This window comes from Buchnera aphidicola (Sitobion avenae), assembly GCF_005082585.1.
Classification (GTDB): domain Bacteria; phylum Pseudomonadota; class Gammaproteobacteria; order Enterobacterales; family Enterobacteriaceae; genus Buchnera; species Buchnera aphidicola_Z.
In genome coordinates this window covers 248951-273825 of the sequence record NZ_CP034855.1, presented here as the reverse complement: position 1 = coordinate 273825, position 24875 = coordinate 248951, and the positions used below count along the sequence as shown (strand labels likewise).

The window sequence follows — 24875 nt, the reverse complement described above, 5'->3', positions numbered from 1 at the left end:
TGATTTTTTATGGTAGGCCTGAGTGGACTTGAACCACCGACCTCACCCTTATCAGGGGTGCGCTCTAACCATCTGAGCTACAAGCCTTCTAATTTTTTATTAGATAATTTGTGTGGGCACTTTCAAAATAAGTATATATTTTTAAGGAGGTGATCCAACCGCAGGTTCCCCTACGGTTACCTTGTTACGACTTCACCCCAGTCATGAATCACAAAGTGGTAGGCGCCTTCCCTTTAAGGGGGTTAGGATACCTGCTTCTTTTGCAACCCACTCCCATGGTGTGACGGGCGGTGTGTACAAGGCCCGGGAACGTATTCACCGTGGCATTCTGATCCACGATTACTAGCGATTCCGACTTCGTGGAGTCGAGTTGCAGACTCCAGTCCGGACTACGATTTACTTTATGAGGTTTGCTTGTCTTTACAGATTTGCTTCTCTTTGTATAAACCATTGTAGCACGTGTGTAGCCCTGGTCGTAAGGGCCATGATGACTTGACGTCGTCCCCACCTTCCTCCGGTTTATAACCGGCAGTCTCCTCTGAGTTCCCGGCCGAACCGCTGGCAACAGGGGATAAGGGTTGCGCTCGTTGCGGGACTTAACCCAACATTTCACAACACGAGCTGACGACAGCCATGCAGCACCTGTCTCACAGTTCCCGAAGGCACTTTTTTATTTCTAAAAAATTCTGTGGATGTCAAGACCAGGTAAGGTTTTTCGCGTTGCATCGAATTAAACCACATGCTCCACCGCTTGTGCGGGCCCCCGTCAATTCATTTGAGTTTTAGCCTTGCGGCCGTACTCCCCAGGCGGTCGACTTAATGCGTTAGCTTCGGAAGTCACTTCTCTTGGAAACAACCTCCAAGTCGACATCGTTTACGGCATGGACTACCAGGGTATCTAATCCTGTTTGCTCCCCACGCTTTCGCACCTCAGCGTCAGTATTCGTTTAGGAGGCCGCTTTCGCCACAGGTATTCCTCCAGATATCTACGCATTTCACCGCTACACCTAGAATTCTACCTCCCTCTACGAGACTCTAGTTTTTCAGTTTCAAATGCAGTTCCTAGGTTGAGCCTAGGGATTTCACACCTGACTTAAAAAACCACCTACGTGCTCTTTACGCCCAGTAATTCTGATTAACGCTTGCACCCTCCGTATTACCGCGGCTGCTGGCACGGAGTTAGCCGGTGCTTCTTCTGCGGGTAACGTCACGAAATAAATTTATTAGATTTATTTTTTTCCTCCCCGCTGAAAGTACTTTACAACCCTAAGGCCTTCTTCATACACGCGGCATAGCTGCATCAGGCTTTCGCCCATTGTGCAATATTCCCCACTGCTGCCTCCCGTAGGAGTCTGGACCGTGTCTCAGTTCCAGTGTGGCTGGTTATCCTCTCAGACCAGCTAGAGATCGTTGCCTTGGTAGGCTATTACTCTACCAACAAGCTAATCTCGTCTGGGTTCATCCAAAAGCATGAGGCCAAAAGGTCCCCCACTTTGGTTTTTCAACATTATGCGGTATTAGCTACCATTTCTAGTAGTTATCCCCCTCTTTTGGGTAGATCCCCAGATATTACTCACCCGTTTGCCGCTTGCCGACAAGAGAGCAAGCTCTCTTTCGCTGCCGCTCGACTTGCATGTGTTAGGCTTGCCGCCAGCGTTCAATCTGAGCCATGATCAAACTCTTCAATTGAAAAAAATTTTCTTAAAGAAAAAATCTTTAAGATTTTTAAATAACAAAAAATAAATTTTGTACTTAATTTTCTGTGCCCACACAGATTATCTAATATATTTTTAAAGAGCGTTTTATACTTTAAACTTTAGATTAAGAGAGTACATGTTTTTTATTTTGTTGTCAACCTTTTTATAAAATATTTTTTTATATAGTAAAAAATTATTTTGTTTTTTAATCAAAATGGGTAATTTAAAATAAAAATTTAATAAATAAATAACTAAAAAAAATATAATATGTATTATATCTTATAATAAAATGAGATTTATCATTATAATATCATAAAATATGTATTTTATTAGTTTTTAAAGATAATTAAAAAATTCCATTTAGTGTAACGTAAAAAAAGGCTTTTATAAATGAATTTAAAAAAGATAATAACAAAAGATATTGAAAATTCTTTGATTAAAATTGGGATTATAAATTGCAATCCGATTGTCATATTAAATAAAAAAATAACATTAGGTCATTATCAACTGAATAATCTAATTAAAATATCTAACATGTTAAATATAAAACCATATGAAATGTTTAAAACAATAATAGTTAATATTAAAAAAAAATCCATGTATAAATCAATAACATTTTCTCAACCTGGTTTTATTAATATTTTTATTGATGAAAATTGGATTTCTGAACAATTAGAAAAAATTTTTTTTTCCTCTCGTCTTGGTATAAATTATGTAAAATCACCTAAAAATATTGTTATAGATTACTCCTCTCCAAACATTGCAAAAGAAATGCATATCGGACATTTACGCTCAACAATTATTGGAGACGTTACAGCAAGAATATTAGATTTTTTAGGACATAATGTAATTCGAGCAAATCATATTGGTGATTGGGGAACACAATTTGGCATGTTGATTGCATATTTAGAAAATAAAAAACTAGAAAATTATAATTTATCTCTTATGCAATTAGAAAAATGTTATTGTAAAGCAAAAAAGAAATATGATGCTGATCAATTATTTGCAGAAAAATCGAGAGAATACGTAGTAAAACTACAAAACGGAGATCAATATTGTCGTTCTATTTGGAAAAAATTAGTATCTATTACTATGTTAGAAAATTACAACATATATAAAAAATTAAATGTTACTTTGAAAGAAAGTCATACTATGGGAGAAAGCGTATATAATAAAATGCTTCCTGATATTATTCGAGATCTTAAAAATAAAAAAATAGCCACTAAAAAAAATGGAGCTATAATTGTTTTTTTGCAAGAATTCAAGAATAGATCAGGAGAACCTATGGGAGTTGTAATTCAAAAAAAAGATAAAGGATTTTTATATTCTACTACTGATATTGCTTGTTTTAAATATAGATATCAAGAATTACATGCTGACCGTATCATATATTATACTGATTCTCGTCAACATCAACATTTAATACAAACATGGACCATAGCTAAAAAAGCTAATTATATATCTCAAGACTTTCTATTAGAACATCATACATTTGGAATGATATTGTCAAAAAATAAACGCCCATTTAAAACACGTGATGGTAATACTATAAAACTTTCTGCACTTCTAGATGAAGCAACAGAAAGAGCTATATATTTAATAAAAAATAAAAAACCTAATTTACCTAAGAAAAAATGGATTCCATTAGCTAAAGTAATAGGTATAAGCGCAGTAAAGTATGCAGATCTATCTAAAAATAGAAGTACTAATTATATTTTTGATTGGGATGAAATGCTGAATTTTGAAGGTAATACAGCTCCTTATATACAATACGCTTATACAAGAATTATCTCTATTTTAAAAAAATCTATTATCCCTGTAAATAAATTAACAGAAAAAATACTTTTAAAAAAAGAAAGTGAAATTAATTTAGCTATTAAAATATTAGAATTTGAAGAAATTATTGTTTCCATTTCTGAAAAAGGAACACCTCATATTTTATGTAAATATCTTTATCAACTTGCAACAATTTTTTCTAATTTTTATGAAAAATGTTCTATTCTTTTTTCAAAAAAAATAAAAACCTGCAAAAGCAGACTTAAATTATCTATTTTAACAGCTAGAACATTAAAAAAAGGATTAAATATGCTAGGCATTAAAGTAGTGAAAAAAATGTAAAATATAATTTTAATGTTATTTTTTTATCCTAATAAAATCAGTAAGGTGAGGAAATAATGTAGTACTAATAAAACGCACTACTTACTGCCACACCAATTCTGTATTACAAATACAAATAAACCAATGCAATTTTTTTTATATTTGATTAAATACCCATTTAAATGCCGATGATATTAGTAACTTTTATCTGTTTTGCACCTGTAATTTCTAATTCAGATACAACAGTTAATTCAGGAAAACTTTGTCGTAAAAATCTCGATAAAAAATATCTTAAAGGGTGACTTACCAATAATACAATAGGAGAATTTATTGATAATTGTTTTTTTATAGCTACTTTTGTTTTTACTAACAAATCTTCAGATAAATTAGGTTCTATAGTATTAGTTCCTGATTTTAAAGTATTTAATAATAACTGCTCTAAATTCGATTCTAATCTCATTATTTCGATAATACTTTTTTGACTGAATAATTTTTGCATAATCATTTTTCTTAATGCAATACGTACAATACTAGTTAATTCATTTGGATCTTTTTGAACATCTGAATATTCTGATAATGTTTCTAAAATAGTTCTCATATCGCGTATTGGAATATGTTCTAATAACAAATTCTTAAGAACTTTATGAAGAACCGTCAAACTTATTGTATTAGGAACTAAATCTTCGGTTAATTTTGGCATTTCTGTACTAACATGTTCTAATAGTTGCTGAGCTTCTTGGCGCCCAAATAACTCATTAAGATGATTAGTAATTAGAAAATTTAAGTGTGTTGCAATTACAACACTAGATTCTATAACAGAATAGCCCTTTTTTTGAGCTGTATTTTTAAATTCCTCATCAATCCAATAACCAGATAAACCAAAGGCAGGTTCATGTACCTTTTCAAAAGGTAAGGATTCTGTTTCTCTTCCTGAATGAATAGCCATAAAACGTCCATAAAAACATGTTCCTTGGCCTACTTCTACTCCTTTCATAAAAATTCGATAAATATTTCCTGATAAATTGATATTATTTTTAACACGTACTAATGGTGGTAAAAACCCAATTTCTTGAGCAATCTTTTTACGAACTATACGAATTCTATCTAATAAATCACCTTTTTGATTAATATCAGTCATTGGTGTTAATTTATAGCCTATTTCTATTCTAATTGGATCTTCTAATTCAATATCATTCCAAGACGCTTCTGAAATTGAATCATGTATCAACTTATATTTTTTATTAGAACTCAAGAAATTATTTTCTAAATCATATTTCTTTTCATACAACCACCAAGAAAGAATAAACAATAAAACTGTAAATACTAAAAATATAATATTTGGCATGCCAGGAACTAAACCAAGAACACCTAATACTATTGCACTTAACAAAATAACTTGAGGATTGTAAAATAACTGACTAACCATTTGTTCACCAACATTTTGATTACTACTAACACGCGTTACAATAACACCAGCTGCAGTAGAAATAACCAATGCTGGAATTTGAGCGACTAAACCGTCTCCAATAGTTAATAGCGTATAAACTTCTACAGCTTTATTTAACAACATATGATGTTGTATTAGACCAATAATTAAACCTCCAAATATATTAATGATCATTATTAAAATTCCAGCAATAGCATCTCCGCGTACAAATTTACTTGCACCATCCATAGAACCGTAAAAATCAGCTTCTTGCGTAATCTTTATACGGCGTTTTTTAGCTTTTTCTTCACCAATTAAACCCGCATTCAAATCAGCATCAATGGCCATTTGTTTTCCTGGCATAGCATCTAAAATAAATCGCGCACCAACTTCAGCAATTCTACTAGCACCTTTAGTAATCACTATAAAATTAATAATAACTAAAATTACAAATACAACGATTCCAATAGCAAAATTGCCACCTACTAAAAAATGACCAAATGATTCAATTACTCTTCCGGCTGAATCAGTTCCGGTATGACCTCTCAAAAAAATAATACGAGTAGAAGCTACGTTCAAAGCTAAACGCAATAATGTAGAGAAAAGCAAAATTGTTGGAAAAGCAGTAAATTCTAAAGTATGACGAGTAAACATCGATACAAGCAAAATAATTATTGATAAAGCAATATTAAAAGTAAAAAAAACATCTAATACAAAAGGTGCTAATGGTAAAACCATCATTGATAAAATCATTAAAATAAGTATTGGACCTGAAAGTATTTGCCATTGTGTTGTTTTTAAACTTTTCACAATACGAAAAAAAGAAGAAAAATTAATCATTAGTTTTATGTTCTCCTGTAAAAGTTAGTTCTGATGGCACTGATATATTTCTAGGTTTTTCAGGAAAAACACCACCTTCTTTTTTCCATTTTCGCACTTTCCAAACCCATGCTAAAACTTCTGCAACAGCTTTGTACAGAGGACCTGGTATATATTGTCCTATTTCGGAATAACGGTATAATGAACGAGCTAATGATGGTGCAGAAATAATAGAAATATTATTTTTAATAGCTAAAGTTTTTATTTTAACAGCTATTTCTCCTATACCTTTAGCAATTACTTTAGGTGCGTTCATTTTTTTTTCATCATATTTAAGTGCAATGGCATAATGTATAGGATTGGTTATAATTACATCAGCTTTAGGAATATCTGCAATCATTCTTCTACGCATGGCTGCTTTCATTTCTTGTCGAATACGTATTTTTATATTTGGATTGCCTTCTTTTTCTCTTAATTCATCTTTTATTTCTTGACGAGTCATTTTTAATTTTTTATAGTAATTAAATTGTTGCCAAAGAATATCAAAACCAATAATAGGGACTAAACCTAATATAACTAAAAAACAACAAACAGAAATTATTTTAAAACCGTGTAATAATAAAGACATATAGGTTTCATTAATTAAAAATAGTATTTCAGGTAAAGAAATCCATAGAAACCAAAAAGATATAATAGTAACTAAAAATAATTTTAATACTGTCTTTAATAACTCAGGAACTATTTGAAAAGAGAATATTCTTTTTAAACCGTTGAAAGGATTCAATTTAAAAAGATCAAACTTTAATGATTTAAAATTTAATTTAATACCACTAAGAACTATAGAAGGTACTATGATTGTAATTAATAAAGACAATAAAAATGGAAAAAATACAAAAAGTATATCTTTTAAAGATACAAATATTTTTAATAAAGCATGAGTTTCATTTAAAAAATCATTTTGATTAAAAGAAAATCTATCAAATACCATTTTCCTAAGACTAAAAATAATTACGTCTCCGTACCACCATAAATTTATAAATCCAACTAACAAAATAAATAAAGAGTTTAATTCTCTAGAATATCTAGTTTTCCCTTCTTTACGAAATTTTCTAATACGATGCTCAGTAGGATTTTCTGTTTTTTCCTCATTCATATTGTGTTTCATGATAAATATTTTAACCACTATTTTAGACGTAAAAAATTCATTAAACATCTGTATGAAAAAAAAAACAAGTTAATTTTATTAATGATTTAGTTAAACCACATCTATTTTTTTTAAAAAATAAATATAATATATATTCATATTTATTTTTTTAAATACATATATTTTATGTATATTAAAATTCATATATATTTATATTTTTAAAATATATTAATTTGAAATAAATTATTTCGCATAAGATGTTATTATAACTTAAAATGACATCTACTATTAACAAAACTTTTCTTTGAGAACTTAATACATGCTTACAAGTCAATATTTACTAGCAACTTCAAAAGAGATTCCCTATGATGCGAAAATCATTAGTCATCAATTAATGTTGAGAAGTGGTATGATTCGCAAAACATCTTCAGGTTTATATATTTGGCTTCCAACGGGTATTAGAGTACTAGAAAAAATTAAAAAAATTATTAAACAGGAAATGACAAAAATAAATGCATTAGAAATATCAATGCCTATTATACAAGCTGAATATTTATGGAAAGATAGTGGACGATTAAGTATATATGGAGAAGAGCTATTAAAATTTTATGACCGCCGTAAAAATCAATTTGTTTTAGGACCTACTAATGAAGAAGTCGTTACTAATTTCATTAGTTCTGAAATTCATTCATATAAAGAACTTCCGTTAATTATTTATCAAATACAAACAAAATTCAGAGATGAAATACGACCTCGTTTTGGCATAATTAGAACACGTGAATTTACTATGAAAGATGCTTACTCTTTTCATATTAATCACAATTGTTTAGAAAACACTTATAATATATTATATAAAAGTTATATAAATATATTTAAAAAAATGAAATTAGATTTTTGTACAGTCAATGCTGATTCAGGTTCTATGGGAGGAAGCATTTCACATGAATTTCAAGCTTTTTCTAAAAATGGAGAAGACGAAGTAGTTTTTTCTGACGATAAATTATATTCCGCCAATATAAATATGGCTGAATCTATAGAAACAATTAATTTTTTTACAAAAAAAAATCAAACTCAAATTATCTCAAATAAAATACACACTAAAAAATCTACTATAATTTCTGAAAAATTAAATACACCCTTAAAAAATCAAATCAAAACTTTTTTAGTTGAAACAAACATAAAAAACACGACTTCAGTAGCTGCATTATTAATACGAGGAGATCATGAATTAAATTTATTTAAAATAGAAAAAATTAAAATGCTAAAAAAACCTTTGGTATTTCTTAATGAAAAAGAAACTATTTCACTAATAGGAGTAGAACAAAAGTTTTTAGGTCCGTATGGATTAAAAATCCCTATTATCGCTGATGTTTCTACTTACACAATGAAAAATTTTACTATCGGATCAAATACCAATAAAAATTTTTTTATCAATGTTAATTGGAATATTGATTTACCTATGCCGATAATTAAAGATATTAGAAAAGTAACAAAATATGATTTAAGTCCTCATGGAGTAGGATATTTAAATATTAAAAAAAGCATTGAAATTGGTCATATATTCCAGCTTGGACAAAAATATTCTAAAAAAATGAACGCATCTGTTAAGATGAAAAATGGTAGTCAAGAAAATTTATATATGGGATGCTATGGGATAGGAATAACACGTATTGCGGCAGCTGTTATTGAACAAAATCATGATAAAAATGGTATTATTTGGCCAAGTTCTATTGCACCTTTTGAAGTTGTTATTCTTCCTATAAATATGAAAAAATTTAACATAATTAAAAAAATAGCAAATAGTTTATATCAAAATTTTAAAAAAATAGGAATAGATATTATGTTAGATGATCGAGATGAACAACCAGGAGTAATGTTTAATGAAATTGATTTAATTGGTATTCCTCATCAAATTATTATTAGTATGCGTTCTATTAATAATAATAATGTCGAATATCGTGAAAGAAAAAACAAAGAAAATATTTTAGTTAGTATAGAAGAAATAGTGAATTTTATTATTAAAAAATTAAAAAAACAATAGAATTTAGTTGGTAAAATATAATTTTTTGTCAAATTTTTTAAACATTAAACCACATTTTCAATGAAATTATTTTGAAAATTTGATCAATAATTTTATTTAAAAAAATTATTTGCACTTTTATAGTGTACAAAAATATTTTTAATGAAGATTAATATCTTATAAGAAATTAAGAGTTTCAAAATAGTTTACTTTAGACAAAAATATATCACAAAAAAATATTTTTTATTTAACATGATTTTTATTTTTAAAAAAGTTCAAAATTATTAAATCAAATATTTAAATATACTCTAATTGTATTTTTTTTAATCCCACTAATAATTTTAATTCATTTTAAAAATCATCAGTAATGATAACGAACTATTTTTTATTTAATTTTGAATTTAAATACACTCTTTTTTTATGATAAGAAATACGAACAAGTATATTTCCTTTAAATTGTTTTTTCTGAATATTTGTGTATAACTTATTTAAAAAACTAGTCTGTTTTCTCTTCGTCTCATATAATTGTTAATTTTTTTATATGATTCTTTCTTACTATACTTAAATCCATAAGATCATAAGCTATTATTTTAATGTTTTTATTAATAGCATTAACATTTAAAATACCTTTTACAAATAAAAGTTGATTTAACTTTAAAAGAGATTCATATAGATCTAGTAAATCTGTAAAAATTACAATTTCTACACGATTTGTATTGTCATCTAATATTAAAATAGCTATACGATTCTTATTTTTAGTTATTTTCACTTTAATAGAAACTATAATACCTACAACTAAAACCTTCTTATTTTTTTCGAATAATTTTAATTGTGATAATGTGATTCCATTTACATAAGCTTTTAATTCTTTTGTGTATCGATCAATAGGATGCCCTGTCAGATAAAAACCTAATACTTGATACTCATTTTCTAATTTATTTTTTTCCGAGCATGTTAAATTAATAAAATTATTTTTTTTTACTTGACTTAACTCATTTTTAAAAAAACCGAAAAGACTTTCTTGTTTAAAAAATTTTGCTCTAAGAAATTCTTTTGATGCATTTATAGCATCATCAATTGATTTAAGTAGGTAATTTCTATTTTTATTAAAACAGTCACAACTTCCAGACATTATTAATTTTTCTAATACTCTTCGAGTTATTTTATTAGCATCAATACGCATACAAAGATCAAATAAATCATTAAAAAATCCATTTTTTTTACGTTCTTGAACAATATTTTGTACTGAATTTTCTCCTATACCTTTAATAGCACCCATACCGTAAACTACGTTATTTTCATCATTTACGTAAAACTCATATTTACTTAAATTAATATTCGGTGGAATAATTTTTACTCCCATATTTAAAGATTCATTAACTAAAATAACAATTTTGTCTGTATTATCTATATCAGAGGTCATAGCTGCAGCCATAAACTCAGCAGGATAATGTGATTTCAACCATAAAGTTTGATATGAAACCAAAGCATACGCTGCAGAATGAGACTTATTAAATCCATATCCTGCAAATTTTTCTAATAAATCAAAAATTTTTATTGATAATTTCTTATTAATTCCATTTTTTAAAGCTCCTGATTCAAATATAGCACGTTGTTTTGACATATCCTTGAAATTTTTCTTACTTATTGCGCGTCTTAAAATATCTGCACTTCCTAGTGTATAACCTGCTAAAACTTGTGCTATTTGCATTACTTGTTCTTGATATAATATAATTCCATATGTTGATTCTAGTATAGGTTTTAATAAAACATGTTGCCACTTAGGATCAGGATATGAAATACTTTCACGTCCATGTTTTCGATTGATAAAATTATCAACCATTCCAGATTGCAGAGGACCAGGTCTAAAAAGTGCTACTAAAGCAATTATATCTTCAAAACAATCAGGTTGTAATCTTTTAATTAAATCTTTCATACCATACGATTCTAATTGAAACACACCAGTAGTTTCAGATTTTTTTAATAAATTAAAAGATTTAACATCATCGAGAGGGATTAAATTAATATTGATTAAATTTTTTTTATGAAATCTAAGTTTTCGATTAATCATTTCTACTGTACTATTAATGATAGTAAGTGTACGTAGACCAAGAAAATCAAATTTTACTAATCCTACATATTCTATATCATTTTTATCAAATTGAGTTATAGGATTATTACCCTTTTCATCACAATATAACGGACAAAAATCAGTAATTTTAGTAGGTGAAATAACTACACCTCCTGCGTGTTTTCCAACATTTCTATTAGTACCCTCTAGTTTTTTAGCAACGTCAATTAAATTTTTAACGTCTTCATTGTTTTTATACAGATTAGACAATTCAGATTCTTTAGAAAAAGCTTCATTTAAAGTTATTCCAGGATCTAAAGGTACTAACTTAGACAATTTATTAATAAATCCATATGGGTAGCCCAAAACTCGACCTACATCTCGAATAACAGCTTTTGCTGTTAATGTTCCAAAAGTAATAATTTGCGCTACTGCATTTCTTCCATATATTTCTGAAACATGATCAATTACTTTGTCACGTTTTTCCATACAAAAATCGATGTCAAAATCAGGCATTGAAATACGTTCGGGATTTAAAAATCGTTCAAATAAAAGATCAAAAGACAATGGATCTATCTCAGTAATATTCAAAGCATATGCTACAAGAGAACCTGCTCCAGAACCTCGTCCGGGACCTACTGGTATATTATTATCTTTTGCCCATTGTATGAATTCCATGACAATTAAAAAATATCCTGGAAAACCCATTTTATTAATTACATTTAATTCCATATCCAAACGATTTCTATATTGATCGTAAATATGTTTATGTTTTTTATTATTTGAAATGCAAAGACTTAAACGTTTTTTTATTCCCTTATATGCTTGTGCAATCAAATAATTTTCAACGCTTATCTTGCCAGTTGGAAACTGAGGTAAAAAATATTTTCCTGAATGTATAAAAACGTTACAACGCTTTGCAATTTCTACACTATTTATCAATGCCTCTGGAATATCTGAAAAAAGATCAGACATTTCTTGTTCACTTTTTAAAAATTGTTGATTACTATAATTATTTTGAATTTTTGAATTTTGTAATATTTCACCTTCATGAATGGCAATTCTGATTTTATGAACTTTAAAATCTTCTTTATTCAAAAAACAAACATCATTAGTAGCAACAACAGGAACACCTGTAGATAAAGACAAATCTATAGCTAAACGTAAATATTTTTCTTCATTTTCTCGGTTAGTACGAACTAATTCTAAATAATATGAATCAGGAAAATATTTCTGATAAAATGACAAACAAGAAGATATCAATAATGATTCACGTTGAAGTAAAACTTTTCCCAGTTCACCTTGAGAACCTCCAGAAAGTAATATTAATCCTTTATTAATTTCTGATAACCATTTTTTTTCAATAGTAACATCATTGTTATTAACATATCCTTTTTTATATGCATGAGAAATTAATGAAATTAAATTTTTATATCCCTTTTGAGTGGAAGCTAATAAAGTCAATTTTGTTAATTCGTTATTTATTAAATCAGAAAAAAATTTTACTGTGACGCCAATAATAGGTTTCAAACCTAATTTATGAGCTATATTATAAAATTTTATTACACCATATAGATTATTATAATCAGTTATTGCCATAGCAGGCATTTTTAAAGATACTGCTTTTTTAACCAAGTCTTCAGGTTTAGATAATCCATCAATAATGGAATAATCACTATGAACATGAAGATGAATAAATTCTGGTTCATTCATATATTTTCCGAAATTTATATACATATATATATTTATATATCTATATTTTTAAAATAAATATTTTTGAGCAAAAATAATTTCAGATTTGCAAACAACATCATTGTTCACTAAAGCTGTATTTTTAAAAATTAAAATATTTTTATTGGATTTTAAAACTTTTACTTCTATCAATACTTGATCACCTGGAATAACTGTTTTCTTAAAACGAGTATTATCTATACCAACAAAATAATATAATTTATTTATATTTAATTCATTTATACTCTTATATTTTATACTCTTATATATTAGAATGCTTGCAGCTTGAGCCATAGCTTCAATAATTAATACGCCAGGAAAAATCGGATCATCTGGAAAATGACCTTGAAAACATGGTTCGTTTATAGTACAGTTTTTTATTGCTTTTAAATACTTAAACGTTTCAAAATTTAAAACTCGATCAATCAGTAAAAAAGGATAACCATGGGGTAAAATTTTTAAAATTGTTTTAATGTTTAACTGGTTATTTGTAAAATTCAAAATATCTACCTTATTTTAAACATTTTATTCAAATTAACATTTTTTAAAAAATACAAAAATAAATTTAAATATATTATTTTTTCAATTATTAAAAAGATCTAATATTTTCTATTTGTATAAATAGATCTATTTAAAAAAAATTTTTTTTCATTATGCACATCACCAATTTTTACCAAAATTAAATTGAAATTGTTCCAACTGATAATTTTTATTTTTTTGAAGAGGAATACCATAAGAAAAAACCAATGGGCCAATTGGAGAAAACCACTGTAGTGATAGACCGACTGATGAATAAATATCATTGAATATATTATCTTTTAAAAATGAAAAAGAATTAATATTTTTCATATCATCAGATTGAGTATCCCAAACATTACCAAAATCGAAAAACAAAGAAGCACGAAGAAATTTAGAATATTTATCCTTTATGAAAGGAAGAGGTACAATTAGCTCTAAATTAGAAACTAAAGTTAAATTTCCCCCAATAGAATCAATCGATTCACATACGTTGTTATTTTTTTTATATCCAACACAATCTTTTAAATCAGTATCATTATAAATAGTTTTAGGACCGATAGTATTCATTCGAAAACCACGAATATTATTTCCACTACCAGCATAGAAATTCTCATAAAAGGGTAGTTTTTCTTTATCAAAACTATTCCCTATTCCCATATAGATATGACTTAAAAAAATAAAGCTTTTTTCTTTATTTAATGGAATATATTCTTCACTATCTAATACTGTTTTATAAAAATTATTATCCGAACCTGGGACGGTATTTTTACCACCAAAATATGTTTGGTTACCAGAAATAGGAAAATAAAAATATTCTAAACTATTATATATCCAAGAGTAATTTAAAGTAAAATCATCTACTACACTATTTTTTAAAAATATTGTAGTATCTAATAAAGTATTTTCTTCTAAAATGGAACCTATTTTTTTTGCTTTATTATTAATACCATTATGAGTATATCCAAATCCAAAGTTTACTCTATTAGCATTGTTAACTAATAAACCTAAATTACTTTCAAATCCATAGGTATTTTTTATAGTATTTGAAATACTATTAAAATTATATTTAAAATCATTATAAAAAAATCTAGTATTAAAATCTACGCTATTATTAGAAAATAAATATGGATAACTCATTGATATATCAGCATATTTTTGATTATTATTTTTAATAAAACTAGCTTTCACAGAATTTCCAGAACCCAATATATTTTCTTGAGAAAAAGAAGTATTAAAGCTCGTACCACTGTCTACTCCATATCCCAAACCAAAATTTATAGACCCTGTAGACTGTTCTTTAACTTTATAAATAATATCTACTTGATTAGATTTACGAGAATTTAATTTTGTAATTATTTCAACATTGCTAAAATATTTTGTGTTTTCTAACAACTTTTTACCTAATTCTACTAGTTTTACATTAAAATACTTACCTTCTATTTGTTTCATTTCGCGCCGTAAAACATCATCTTGAGTTATTTCATTTCCTACAAAACGAATTCTTTTTACAGAAAAACGATTTTTAAAATCCATATTAAAATTTAAAACAATTGTTTTTTTTTCATAATCAATTTTTGGATCAACTTCAATTGAAGCATTAATGTATCCCTTTTCAGATAAAAATCTTATAGTTTTATTTACTATAAAATCAATTTTTTCTTTACTGTAGACTTCGTTGCGATTAATTTTAATAAAACTTTTAATCAATTTTTCATATGGAAATACATTACCATTAATAAAAAAATCTGAAATTCTATACTTTTTACCTTCAGAAATATTGATTATAATATTTACTTTATTGTTATTTTGAAAAAAATCTACTTTTTTACTGTTCAAATGAAAATTAAAATATCCATGATTTAAATAAAAATCTTTTAGATGTTCTAAATCACTATTTAATTGCTTTGGAGAATACGTGCATTTATCTAAAAAATTCCACCAAGAACGATGATCTTTTAACTTAAATAATGAAATAATTTTTTCTGTAGGAAAATGTTGAATGCCAAGTATTTTAATATTATTAATTTTTATTGGAAGACCTTCATTAATGAGTATTTTTAAATTAACAATATTATTTTTAGAAAAAGTTTTTAATATTTTTACACTTGGTTTATATCTTCCGAGATCACAATAAAAGGTTTCTATTGTTTTAATGAAAACATTAATAAAATAATCGTTAAAAGAACTCCCTTTTTTAATATTTAAATTTTTTAAAAATGCATCTAAAATAGAATTTTTAACAATATAGTTGCCAGAAACAACAACATCAGAAATAATAGGTCTTTCTCTAATATTGAAAACAAGAGTTTTTTCTGAAGAGAAAACTTGAATATCTTCAAATCTTCCAGTTTTAAATAAAGACTTAATACTATTATTTATATCATTTTGAGATATCTCATTACCAATATTAAAAACAATATTTTTTAATGCTTCATTTTGTGAAAAATTTTTTAATCCTTTAAATTGGATATCTTTCACAATCCATGTATTTTTTGCGCAAGCTACTACATTAAAAAAGATCAAAAAAGCTATAAAAAAATTTTTAATTAACATTATTATTATAATTTTTCCTGCAATAGATTTCTTCCTTTGTAGAATATATTAGCAATATTTACAAGTTAGGAGAAATTATAAAGTAAATTTAAAAGATACTGATTTATTGTTTGTATTTTTCATTAAATTGTTTATCAAAAAATGTTAATGATATAAAAACATGCTATTTCTCATATCCTTTAAATCCTCCAAAACGACGTTCACGAGATATGAAAGAATTTATAGCATTTTGGAAAATATTATGATCAAAATCAGGCCATAAAACATCAGTAAAATACAATTCAGAATAAGCTATTTCCCATAATAAAAAGTTACTAATTCTCTTTTCTCCTCCTGTTCTAATGACTAAATCTACTGGAAGAAGTTTTCTAGTAGACAAATGTTGAGTGAGGGTATTTTCTTTGATGTTATTTATTTGTAAAACTCCTTGCTGAACTTTATTAATAATTTTCTTGACACCCTTAATTATATCCCATCTTCCACCATAATTTGCAGCTATATTTAAAATTAAACCAGTATTATTTAAAGTAAGTTGTTCTGCATTATAAATACTTTTTTGTAACTTTTTATTAAAATATGTTATATCACCAATAACTTTTAATTTAATATTATATTTTTTTAAATTTTTAATTTCACTGTCTAATGCAAATACAAACAATTCCATTAATGAATTAATTTCACATAACGGACGATTCCAGTTTTCGCTGCTAAAAGCATATAATGTTAATATTTTTATTTTTTTTTTAATAGAAAATTTTATGGCTTTTCTTACTGCTTTAAAACCTTCTTTATGACCTAAAATGCGTATTTTCCCTTGTTGATTAGCCCATCGTCCATTTCCATCCATAATAATTGCCACATGATACGGACTTATTTCTTGATGTTTATTCTTGTATTCTAATAAAGGTTTATACTTCATAATACATATATATTTCTCTTGAAAAACAGAATTTTATTAAAATATTCTGAATTAAGTAATTAATAAATTAATAATATATAGTCAACATACTAAAGACAATACTTTATTTTCAGCTAATATTCTTGTTTTTCTATCAATTTCCAAAATATCTTCAATACAACGAGGTTGTGAAAAATACAAAGATGTTAATATTTCAATATTGACCTCATAAATTTTAGTAAAAGAAATTTTAGATTCAAGAAAAGCTGCTACAGCAATTTCATTCACAGCATTTAAAACAATCATAGCAGCTTGACCTTCAGAAAAAGAATCAATAGCTAACTTCAAACATGGAAATTGAATAAAATTAGGCTCAAAAAAAGATAAGTTATTTATTTTAGAAAAATTTAAAAAGTCTACCCCTGAATCAATACGATCTGGCCAAGACATTGCATATGAAATAGAAATTCTCATATCAGGAACTGATAATTGCGCTAATAAAGCACCATCAGAATACTGCACCATAGAATGAATAATTGATTCGGGATGGATTAAAATTTTAACTTCAGATTCTAAAGCATTAAACAACCATCGTGCTTCAACATATTCCAAACCTTTATTCATCATAGTTGCTGAATCTACAGAAATTTTTTTTCCCATGGACCAATTGGGATGCGAACATGCTTGCTCAGGAGTTATACTAGATAGATCAGATAAAGGAAATTTATAAAATGGTCCTCCAGAACCCGTTAAAATCAGATGCTTAATATTATTTTCTTTTAAATTAGCTGTACCTAAATTTTTTTGAACTTCTGAAGGCAGAACTTGGAAAATAGCATTGTGTTCACTATCAATAGGAAGAACTTTAGCACCACTTAAAGACAATGCTTTCATAAATAAATCGCCACATGTAATTAAAGACTCTTTATTAGCTAATAATATTATTTTTCCAGCCTTTATTGCTGATAATGTTGGCAATAAACCAGCCATTCCCACAATGGCAGATATAACTTGATCTATCTCTTTTAATGAAGCTAATGCACAAATATCTTTTTCTCCAAAAAGTACTTGAGTTTTTATTTTTCTACGTTTTAATTTTTTTCTCAATATATAAGCGCATTTCTCATCTCTCATAGCTACCCAATCGGGAGAAAATAATTCACATTGTTTTAACATAGCAGAAACATTTGTATTGGCTACTAAAGCAACTACCTTAAATAAATTTGGATTTTGTTGAATAATAGATAAAGTGCTAATACCCACAGAACCTGTTGATCCTAAAATAGTGATTTTTTTCATAAATATTCTTGATAATAAAAAATTATTAAATTTTATATAAATTTTCTAATTTAGACTTTCGGATATAATATATATATTTTTAAAACTTCATCAGTTCTATTTCTTTTTTAGATAAAATAGAATCTATTTTTTTTATATATTCATCTGTCATTATTTGTATTTTAGTTTGTGAAATATGTTCATTATCTTCACTAATCATTTTATTTTTAAAAAGTCTCTTAATCTTATCATTTGAATCTCTGCGAATATTACGAATTTTAATACGACTATTTTCGGCATCATTGCGAATTACCTTAATTAATTTCTTTCTTCTTTCTTCTGTTAGTACTGGTATTGGTATTAGTATATCTTTTCCCTGTAAAATTGGATTTAAATCAAGATCTGAATTCAAAATAGCTTTTCTGATTAAAGATGTAATAGAATCATCAAAAACGTTAATTTTAAGAGTATGAGTATCTTCAACGATTATATTAGATACTTGACGTAAAGAAGTTTTAGAACCAAAATATTCAATATAAATATTATGAAGTAATGTGGGTGATGCTCGACCAGTTTTGATATTATTAATATTGTTCTGAAATGTTTGAATACATGTTTCCATTTGTTCGCAAGTTTTTGTTTTAATCTGATTAATCACATTATCACCTATATAATATATTTCATATTTAAAAGACATTATTTTGAAAAATAAATATTATTAATATTTTTTAAAAATTTATCTAGTGATAAGAGTTCCTTCATCATTGCCTATCATAATACGATATAAAGATCCTGGTTTGTTTATATTAAAAACTCGAATGGGTAAATGATAGTCTCGAGCTAGTGTAAAAGCTGCTAAATCCATTACTTTTAATTCTTTTTTAAGAACATCTTTATATGTTAATTGTCTATATAAAATAGCATTATTATCTTTTTTTGGATCTTTTGAATATACTCCATCTACTTTAGTACCTTTTAAAATGATATCAGATTCTATTTCAATACCTCGTAGACAGGCGGCTGAATCCGTTGTAAAAAAGGGATTTCCCGTCCCTGCGGCAAAAATAATAACAACATTATTAGATAATAAATTTATTGCTCGTTCACAACTATATATTTCACAGATACCATTTAACGGAATTGCAGACATTAAACAAGTTTTAATAGAAGAAATTGAATTTATTGTATCTCTCATAGCCAAACTATTTATAACTGTTGATAATATACCAATATGGTCAGCAGCTACTCGTTTAAGACCTAATTTAGATAATTCTGCACCACGAAATAAATTACCACTACCTATAACTAAACCTACTTGAATTCCAATATTTACTATAGCTTGCACTTCTTTTGCTATTCTTTTTAAAGAATTTATATCAATACCAAATTTATTAACTCCTTGTAATACTTCTCCACTTATCTTTAATAAAATACGTCGATATATAAACTTCTTATTTGTAGACATATTTCTCAACCTAAATATATTTTTATATTAATATGTTTTAAATCTATAGTTTATTTAGAGATAACTTCACCTAGTTCAAATCTGATAAAAGACATAATATATGCACTGTTTTGATTTAAAATATCTCCTACTGTTTTTGAAGGGTCCATGATAAAACTCTGACCTGTCAAGGAGATATTATTAACAAATTTATTCATTCTTCCATCTATAATTTTTTTTAACAAATTAGGAGGTTTTTTAAGAGCATTCGCTAATTCTAATTGAATTTGATATTCACGATCAAAAACCGCACTAGATACATTTTTTGGGCATAAATATTCTGGCTTACTTGCAGCTATATGCATAGCAATGTTTTTTAATATTATTTTATCTAAAGAACTAGCGCTGACTAAAACACCAATACGAGTTCCATGAAGATACGAAAAAATATTTTCGCCTTCCATAAAATAGAAGCGACGTATATTAATATTCTCACCTACTTTGAAAACCAAATCTGTTCTCTTTGACTCAAAAATATTTTTTACCTGATCAATCTCTTTTAATTTACTTTCTAATGCCTTTGATATGATTTCTTCACCTAAACAAATAAACGAATTATCTTTAGATACAAAATCAGTTTCACAATTTAATTCAAGCATAACACCAATATTATTTTGAATTTTTGAAAAAATCATACCTTGATTAGTAACATTCTTTGTTTTTTTTTCAGCAGTTAATTTTCCTACTTTACGCAAGTTATCAATCGCTGACTCAATATCGCCATTTTCTTCTAACAATGCTCTTTTGCATTCTAAGAAACCTGCTCCTGTACGAAATCTTAGTTCTTTAATAAGACAAGAGTTAACATTGGTAATCGTCATATTAGTTTCCTTTTTTATGAATTATTCATTTAAATTTCATAAGGATTTTTTTAAAAAAATTTAAATCAATGGCTTTTATTGAACATCTGTATTTTTTTTAAAATTAATTAATTCCTTATCTAAGGAATTTTGATTATTAGTCTTAGAAACAATAGTTGATACGTATTTTAAATATAGATTAACCGAACGAATAGCATCATCATTTCCAGGTATAATGTAATCTACCCCATCAGGATTGGAATTAGTATCAACTATGGCAAATACAGGGATTCCTAAATTATTAGCTTCTCTTATTGCAATATTTTCATGTGCGGCATCAATAATAAATAAGCAATCAGGTAATCCTCCCATATTTTTAATTCCGCCTAAACTATTTTCTAATTTATACAGTTCACGTGATCTTATTAACGCTTCTTTTTTAGTTAATTTAGAAAAAGTACCATCTTTAGATTCTATTTCTAGATCTTTTAAACGCTTTATAGATTGTCGCACAGTTTTCCAATTTGTCAGCATTCCACCTAACCAACGATAATTCACATAAAATTGTTCACAATTAATAGCAGACTCTTTTATTCCTTGACTAGCCGCTCTTTTAGTACCTACAAATAATATTTTTCCTTTTCTTAAAGAAATTTTTCTTAATTCAGAAAGAGCGAAATTGAACATTGGTAGCGTCTTTTCTAAATTAATAATATGAACTCTATTGCGGGTTCCAAAAATAAAAGGTTTCATTTTTGGATTCCAATAACGTGTTTGATGACCGAAATGAACTCCTGCTTTTAACATATCACGCATTGATACTATTTCCATAATTACCTCTAATTTTAAAATATTAAATAGCTTTAAAATATTATATGTAATAAAACTAAAGATTAATATCTTAATTTTTATTTTGTATATTATATAAAATAATTTATATCATATTTTTATATTAAAAAAACGAATAATTATTAATTATTTATATAATTTTATCATTAAATTTTAAAAAAATATCTATTTTAAAGTATAATTTATATATATTTGAAATTTAAAAAATTGACACAAAAAAATGGCAAAATATTATGAGTTGTATAATTAAAACAGAATCAGAAATTGCAAAAATACGAACATCTGGAAAATTAGCAGCTGAAGTGTTGGAAATGATTAAAGAACATCTTCAACCAAAGATAAGCACTGAAGATATCAATAAAATTTGTCATGATTATATTGTTTACAAACAAAAAGCTATTCCAGCATGTTTAGGCTATCATGGATTTCCAAAATCTATTTGTATTTCCATTAATGATGTAGTATGTCATGGAATTCCCAATAAAAATCAAATATTCAAAGAAGGAGATATAGTTAATATAGATGTAGCAGTTATGAAAAATAACTATTATGGTGATGTTTCAAAAATGTTTTTTATAGGTAAAACTAGTCTTTTATCTAAACGTTTGTGTCAAATTGCTCAAGAAAGCCTTTACCTCTCTTTAAAAACAGTTAAACCAGGCATACCTTTATACAAAGTTGGTAGAATTATTCAAAATTATGTTGAAAAACATAATTTTTCTGTTGTAAAAGAATATTGCGGTCATGGTATCGGTCGTGATTTTCATGAAGAACCTCATGTACTACACTATCAAAACAAAGAAAATAATATTATCTTAGAAAAAGGAATGATTTTTACCATTGAACCCATGATTAATTCTGGAAATTCTCAAGTAGAGTGTATGAAAGATGGATGGACTGTAAAAACTAAAGATCATTCTTTATCAGCACAATATGAACATACTGTGTTAGTAACAGAATATGGGTGTGAAATTTTAACATGGCAAAAAGATGAAAACATTTCTCGAAAATTAGTTAACACAAATTAAATTTTTAAATATTTGTATAGATTAAAATAAATTTCTTATTTATTAATAACATATTAGGTTAAATTAAAAGATGCAAGAATTAAAAAAAATAGTTGAAGAAGCGTACGAAAATAAAAATAAAATTGATATTAATAATATTAATCACGATATTTTTGAAACCGTTTCACAGGTTATTAAATTATTAAACAATGGTATAATTAGAATTGCAGAAAAAAAAGATGATCATTGGATTACTCATGAATGGTTAAAAAAAGCAGTTTTATTATACATGTATATAAAAAAAAATAATTTTATAAAAGGCAGTTGTACTAATTATTATGATAAGATCCCATTAAAATATGAAGAATACACTGAAGAAAAGTTCGCAAGAGAAAAAATACGCATTGTACCACCAGCAACAATAAGATATGGCTCTTTTATTAATTATAATACAGTGATTATGCCTTCTTATATAAATATAGGCGCCTATATTGATCAAGGAACTATGATAGATACTTGGGCTACTGTGGGCTCTTGTGCTCAAATTGGTAAAAACGTACACATATCCGGAGGTGTTGGTATAGGAGGTGTTTTAGAACCTCTACAAAACAATCCTACAATTATTGAAGATGATTGTTTTATTGGTGCACGATCTGAAATTGTAGAAGGAGTTATTGTAGAAAAGGGTTGCGTGATTTCTATGGGTGTTTTTATTGGAAAAAGCACTAAAATTTATGATAGAGAAAACGGGAAAATTTTTTATGGAAAAGTACCTGCTCATTCCGTAGTCGTTTCTGGTAGTTTGCCGTCTAAAAATAAAAATTACAATCTTTATGCTGCTATCATTGTAAAAAAAGTAGATTTAAAAACTTTAAGCAAAACAGAGATTAATCAATTATTACGCAATGCGATATAAATTAAAAAAACCGCCCGTATTTTTTCGGGCGGAACTAATATAATCATTATTCACTGACTAGGTATATACTATCATTGCCTCTTTTTACATTAAAAACTAATATTTTAGGCTTACTATCTAAAATTATTTTTAATTCTTCTAAAGAATTTATTAATTTCTGATTAACTCCAATAATAATATCATTTTTTTTAAAACCAATTCTTGATGCAGGAGTATTTAATTTTACATTTTCTACTTTTACTCCTTTTTGTTCATTAGATACATAATCACTTAAATTTACACCTTCAATTCCTATATAATTATTTTCTGAATTTAAATTGTGTTTTATAGAATGTTTTAATTCAACTAAAATAGTTTTAATTTTTCCTTCTCGAAATATTCCTAATTCCATTTTAGTTTTTACTGGCAAAGATCCTATTTCAGCACGTAATGCTGCGAAACTAGAAATAGGTTTTTTATTTAAAAAAACAATAATATCACCCGCTCGGATACCTGCTTCAAATGCAGAAGAATCAGGTAAAACTCGACTAACAAAAGCACCTTTTTGTGCATTAATTTTCATAATTTGTGCCAAATCTGAGTTTAATTCCATACCTATTATGCCCAATTCCCCTCGTCTTACTTGTCCATATTGAACCATTTGTGCAGTTAAATTTTTTACCATATTTCCGGGAATAGCAAATCCAATTCCAATATTTCCACCATCTGGAGCTAAAATAGCAGTGTTAATTCCTATTAATTCGCCGTTTAAATTAACTAATGCTCCACCAGAATTGCCTCGATTAATTGCTGCATCAGTTTGAATGAAATTTTCATAATGCTCAATATTTAAACCACTTCGTCCTAACGCAGAAATAATACCTGAAGTAACAGTTTCTCCAAGACCATATGGATTACCGATAGCTACAGTATAATCTCCTACCCGCAAAGTATCAGAATCAGCAATTTTTATCGCACTTAAATTATTTGCATTTTTTAATTGTATTAAAGCAATATCAGAACGCGAATCCTTGCCAATTACTCGAGCTTCATAACGACGTCCATCACTTAATTGGACATGAATTTTGTTTGCATGCTCAACAACATGATTATTTGTTACTGCATATCCTTTATCAGCATTAATAATAACACCAGAACCTAATGCGTGAAATTTTTCATTTTTATTATCAGAATTAGGATGAACTCGGCAAAAAGGAGAATTTCGAAATGGTGAATTATCCTGACAAAAAGGAGAGTTATCACCAAAAAATGGTTTAAATTGATGAGGCAACCGAGAAGTATGCACAACAGTACTTCCTTCAATATTAATGCTAATTACTGAAGGCATAACTTTTTCTAACATTGGCGCTAAACTAGGAGATGTTTCTTTCGAAACAGTGCTATTTTTTATAGCAGGAGTAATATCGTTCCAAGACATTCCAAAACTTAGTAATAGCGTTAAAATCAGAATTATTTCACTTGATATTATAGCTGATTTTTTCATTATTTCTTTCTCATAATTACAATCTAATATGTAGATAAAAAAATTATTATAATGCATTATGCA

16 protein-coding genes, 1 tRNA gene and 1 rRNA gene are annotated in these 24875 nt (G+C 27.1%); 4 read left to right on the top strand and 14 right to left on the bottom strand.

All coding sequences use genetic code 11. The features are described 5' to 3' along the window. Positions 1–10 precede the first annotated feature (10 nt). Together D9V77_RS01220 and D9V77_RS01215 are read right to left on the bottom strand one after the other, a co-directional pair. A tRNA-Ile gene (locus tag D9V77_RS01220) sits at positions 11–87 on the bottom strand. 55 nt (positions 88–142) lie between these two features. After that, positions 143–1689, bottom strand: a 16S ribosomal RNA gene (locus D9V77_RS01215). Between the two features lie 398 nt (positions 1690–2087). Between D9V77_RS01215 and argS the strand changes: the two genes are divergently transcribed. Further along, positions 2088–3815: an arginine--tRNA ligase gene (gene argS / locus D9V77_RS01210; RefSeq protein WP_158338287.1), complete on the top strand. Its 1728-nt coding sequence runs from the start codon at positions 2088–2090 to the stop codon at positions 3813–3815. A gap of 157 nt (positions 3816–3972) precedes the next feature. On the opposite strand, the gene flhA is transcribed toward argS, so the two are convergent. Together flhA and flhB are read right to left on the bottom strand one after the other, a co-directional pair. Further along, positions 3973–6060: a flagellar biosynthesis protein FlhA gene (flhA, locus tag D9V77_RS01205; protein ID WP_158338285.1), complete on the bottom strand. Its 2088-nt coding sequence runs from the start codon at positions 6058–6060 to the stop codon at positions 3973–3975. After that, entirely contained in the window at positions 6053–7204 is a 1152-nt protein-coding gene (gene flhB / locus D9V77_RS01200; protein WP_158338283.1) for a flagellar biosynthesis protein FlhB, read from the bottom strand. The genes flhA and flhB overlap by 8 nt, the downstream gene beginning before the upstream one ends. 298 nt (positions 7205–7502) lie before the next feature. Between flhB and D9V77_RS01195 the strand changes: the two genes are divergently transcribed. Next, complete coding sequence (locus D9V77_RS01195) at positions 7503–9224, top strand: proline--tRNA ligase (protein ID WP_158338281.1); 1722 nt, start codon at positions 7503–7505, stop codon at positions 9222–9224. 496 nt (positions 9225–9720) lie between these two features. Here D9V77_RS01195 and dnaE read toward each other — a convergent pair whose 3' ends face one another. From dnaE to rpsB, 9 genes are all read right to left on the bottom strand, one after another. Further along, entirely contained in the window at positions 9721–12987 is a 3267-nt protein-coding gene (dnaE, locus tag D9V77_RS01190; RefSeq protein WP_261979293.1) for a DNA polymerase III subunit alpha, read from the bottom strand. Positions 12988–13035: 48 nt separating this feature from the next. Then, positions 13036–13506 carry a 3-hydroxyacyl-ACP dehydratase FabZ gene (fabZ, locus tag D9V77_RS01185; protein ID WP_158338279.1) on the bottom strand — a complete coding sequence of 157 codons (471 nt, stop codon included), beginning with the start codon at positions 13504–13506 and terminating at the stop codon, positions 13036–13038. Between the two features lie 159 nt (positions 13507–13665). Beyond that, positions 13666–16077, bottom strand: coding sequence for an outer membrane protein assembly factor BamA (bamA, locus tag D9V77_RS01180; protein WP_158338277.1), 2412 nt, complete (start codon positions 16075–16077; stop codon positions 13666–13668). A 163-nt stretch (positions 16078–16240) separates the two neighbouring features. Beyond that, positions 16241–16996: a polyprenyl diphosphate synthase gene (gene uppS / locus D9V77_RS01175; protein WP_158338275.1), complete on the bottom strand. Its 756-nt coding sequence runs from the start codon at positions 16994–16996 to the stop codon at positions 16241–16243. A gap of 81 nt (positions 16997–17077) precedes the next feature. Then, positions 17078–18274 carry a 1-deoxy-D-xylulose-5-phosphate reductoisomerase gene (gene ispC / locus D9V77_RS01170; RefSeq protein WP_158338273.1) on the bottom strand — a complete coding sequence of 399 codons (1197 nt, stop codon included), beginning with the start codon at positions 18272–18274 and terminating at the stop codon, positions 17078–17080. 79 nt (positions 18275–18353) lie between these two features. Then, a complete protein-coding gene (gene frr / locus D9V77_RS01165; RefSeq protein WP_158338271.1) occupies positions 18354–18911 on the bottom strand; it encodes a ribosome recycling factor in 558 nt (185 codons plus the stop codon). Between the two features lie 78 nt (positions 18912–18989). After that, positions 18990–19718: a UMP kinase gene (gene pyrH, locus D9V77_RS01160; RefSeq protein WP_158338269.1), complete on the bottom strand. Its 729-nt coding sequence runs from the start codon at positions 19716–19718 to the stop codon at positions 18990–18992. Positions 19719–19768: 50 nt separating this feature from the next. After that, positions 19769–20578: a translation elongation factor Ts gene (gene tsf / locus D9V77_RS01155; protein ID WP_158338267.1), complete on the bottom strand. Its 810-nt coding sequence runs from the start codon at positions 20576–20578 to the stop codon at positions 19769–19771. 75 nt (positions 20579–20653) lie between these two features. Further along, entirely contained in the window at positions 20654–21388 is a 735-nt protein-coding gene (gene rpsB, locus D9V77_RS01150) for a 30S ribosomal protein S2 (RefSeq protein WP_158338265.1), read from the bottom strand. Positions 21389–21639: 251 nt separating this feature from the next. Here rpsB and map point away from each other — a divergent pair, with 251 nt between their 5' ends. Further along, positions 21640–22434: a type I methionyl aminopeptidase gene (gene map / locus D9V77_RS01145; RefSeq protein ID WP_158338263.1), complete on the top strand. Its 795-nt coding sequence runs from the start codon at positions 21640–21642 to the stop codon at positions 22432–22434. A 70-nt stretch (positions 22435–22504) separates the two neighbouring features. Further along, entirely contained in the window at positions 22505–23329 is an 825-nt protein-coding gene (dapD, locus tag D9V77_RS01140) for a 2,3,4,5-tetrahydropyridine-2,6-dicarboxylate N-succinyltransferase (protein ID WP_158338261.1), read from the top strand. A gap of 46 nt (positions 23330–23375) precedes the next feature. On the opposite strand, the gene degP is transcribed toward dapD, so the two are convergent. Continuing rightward, positions 23376–24812 (bottom strand): serine endoprotease DegP, encoded by a 1437-nt coding sequence (gene degP, locus D9V77_RS01135; protein ID WP_158338259.1) that lies wholly within the window; start codon positions 24810–24812, stop codon positions 23376–23378. Positions 24813–24875 lie beyond the last annotated feature (63 nt).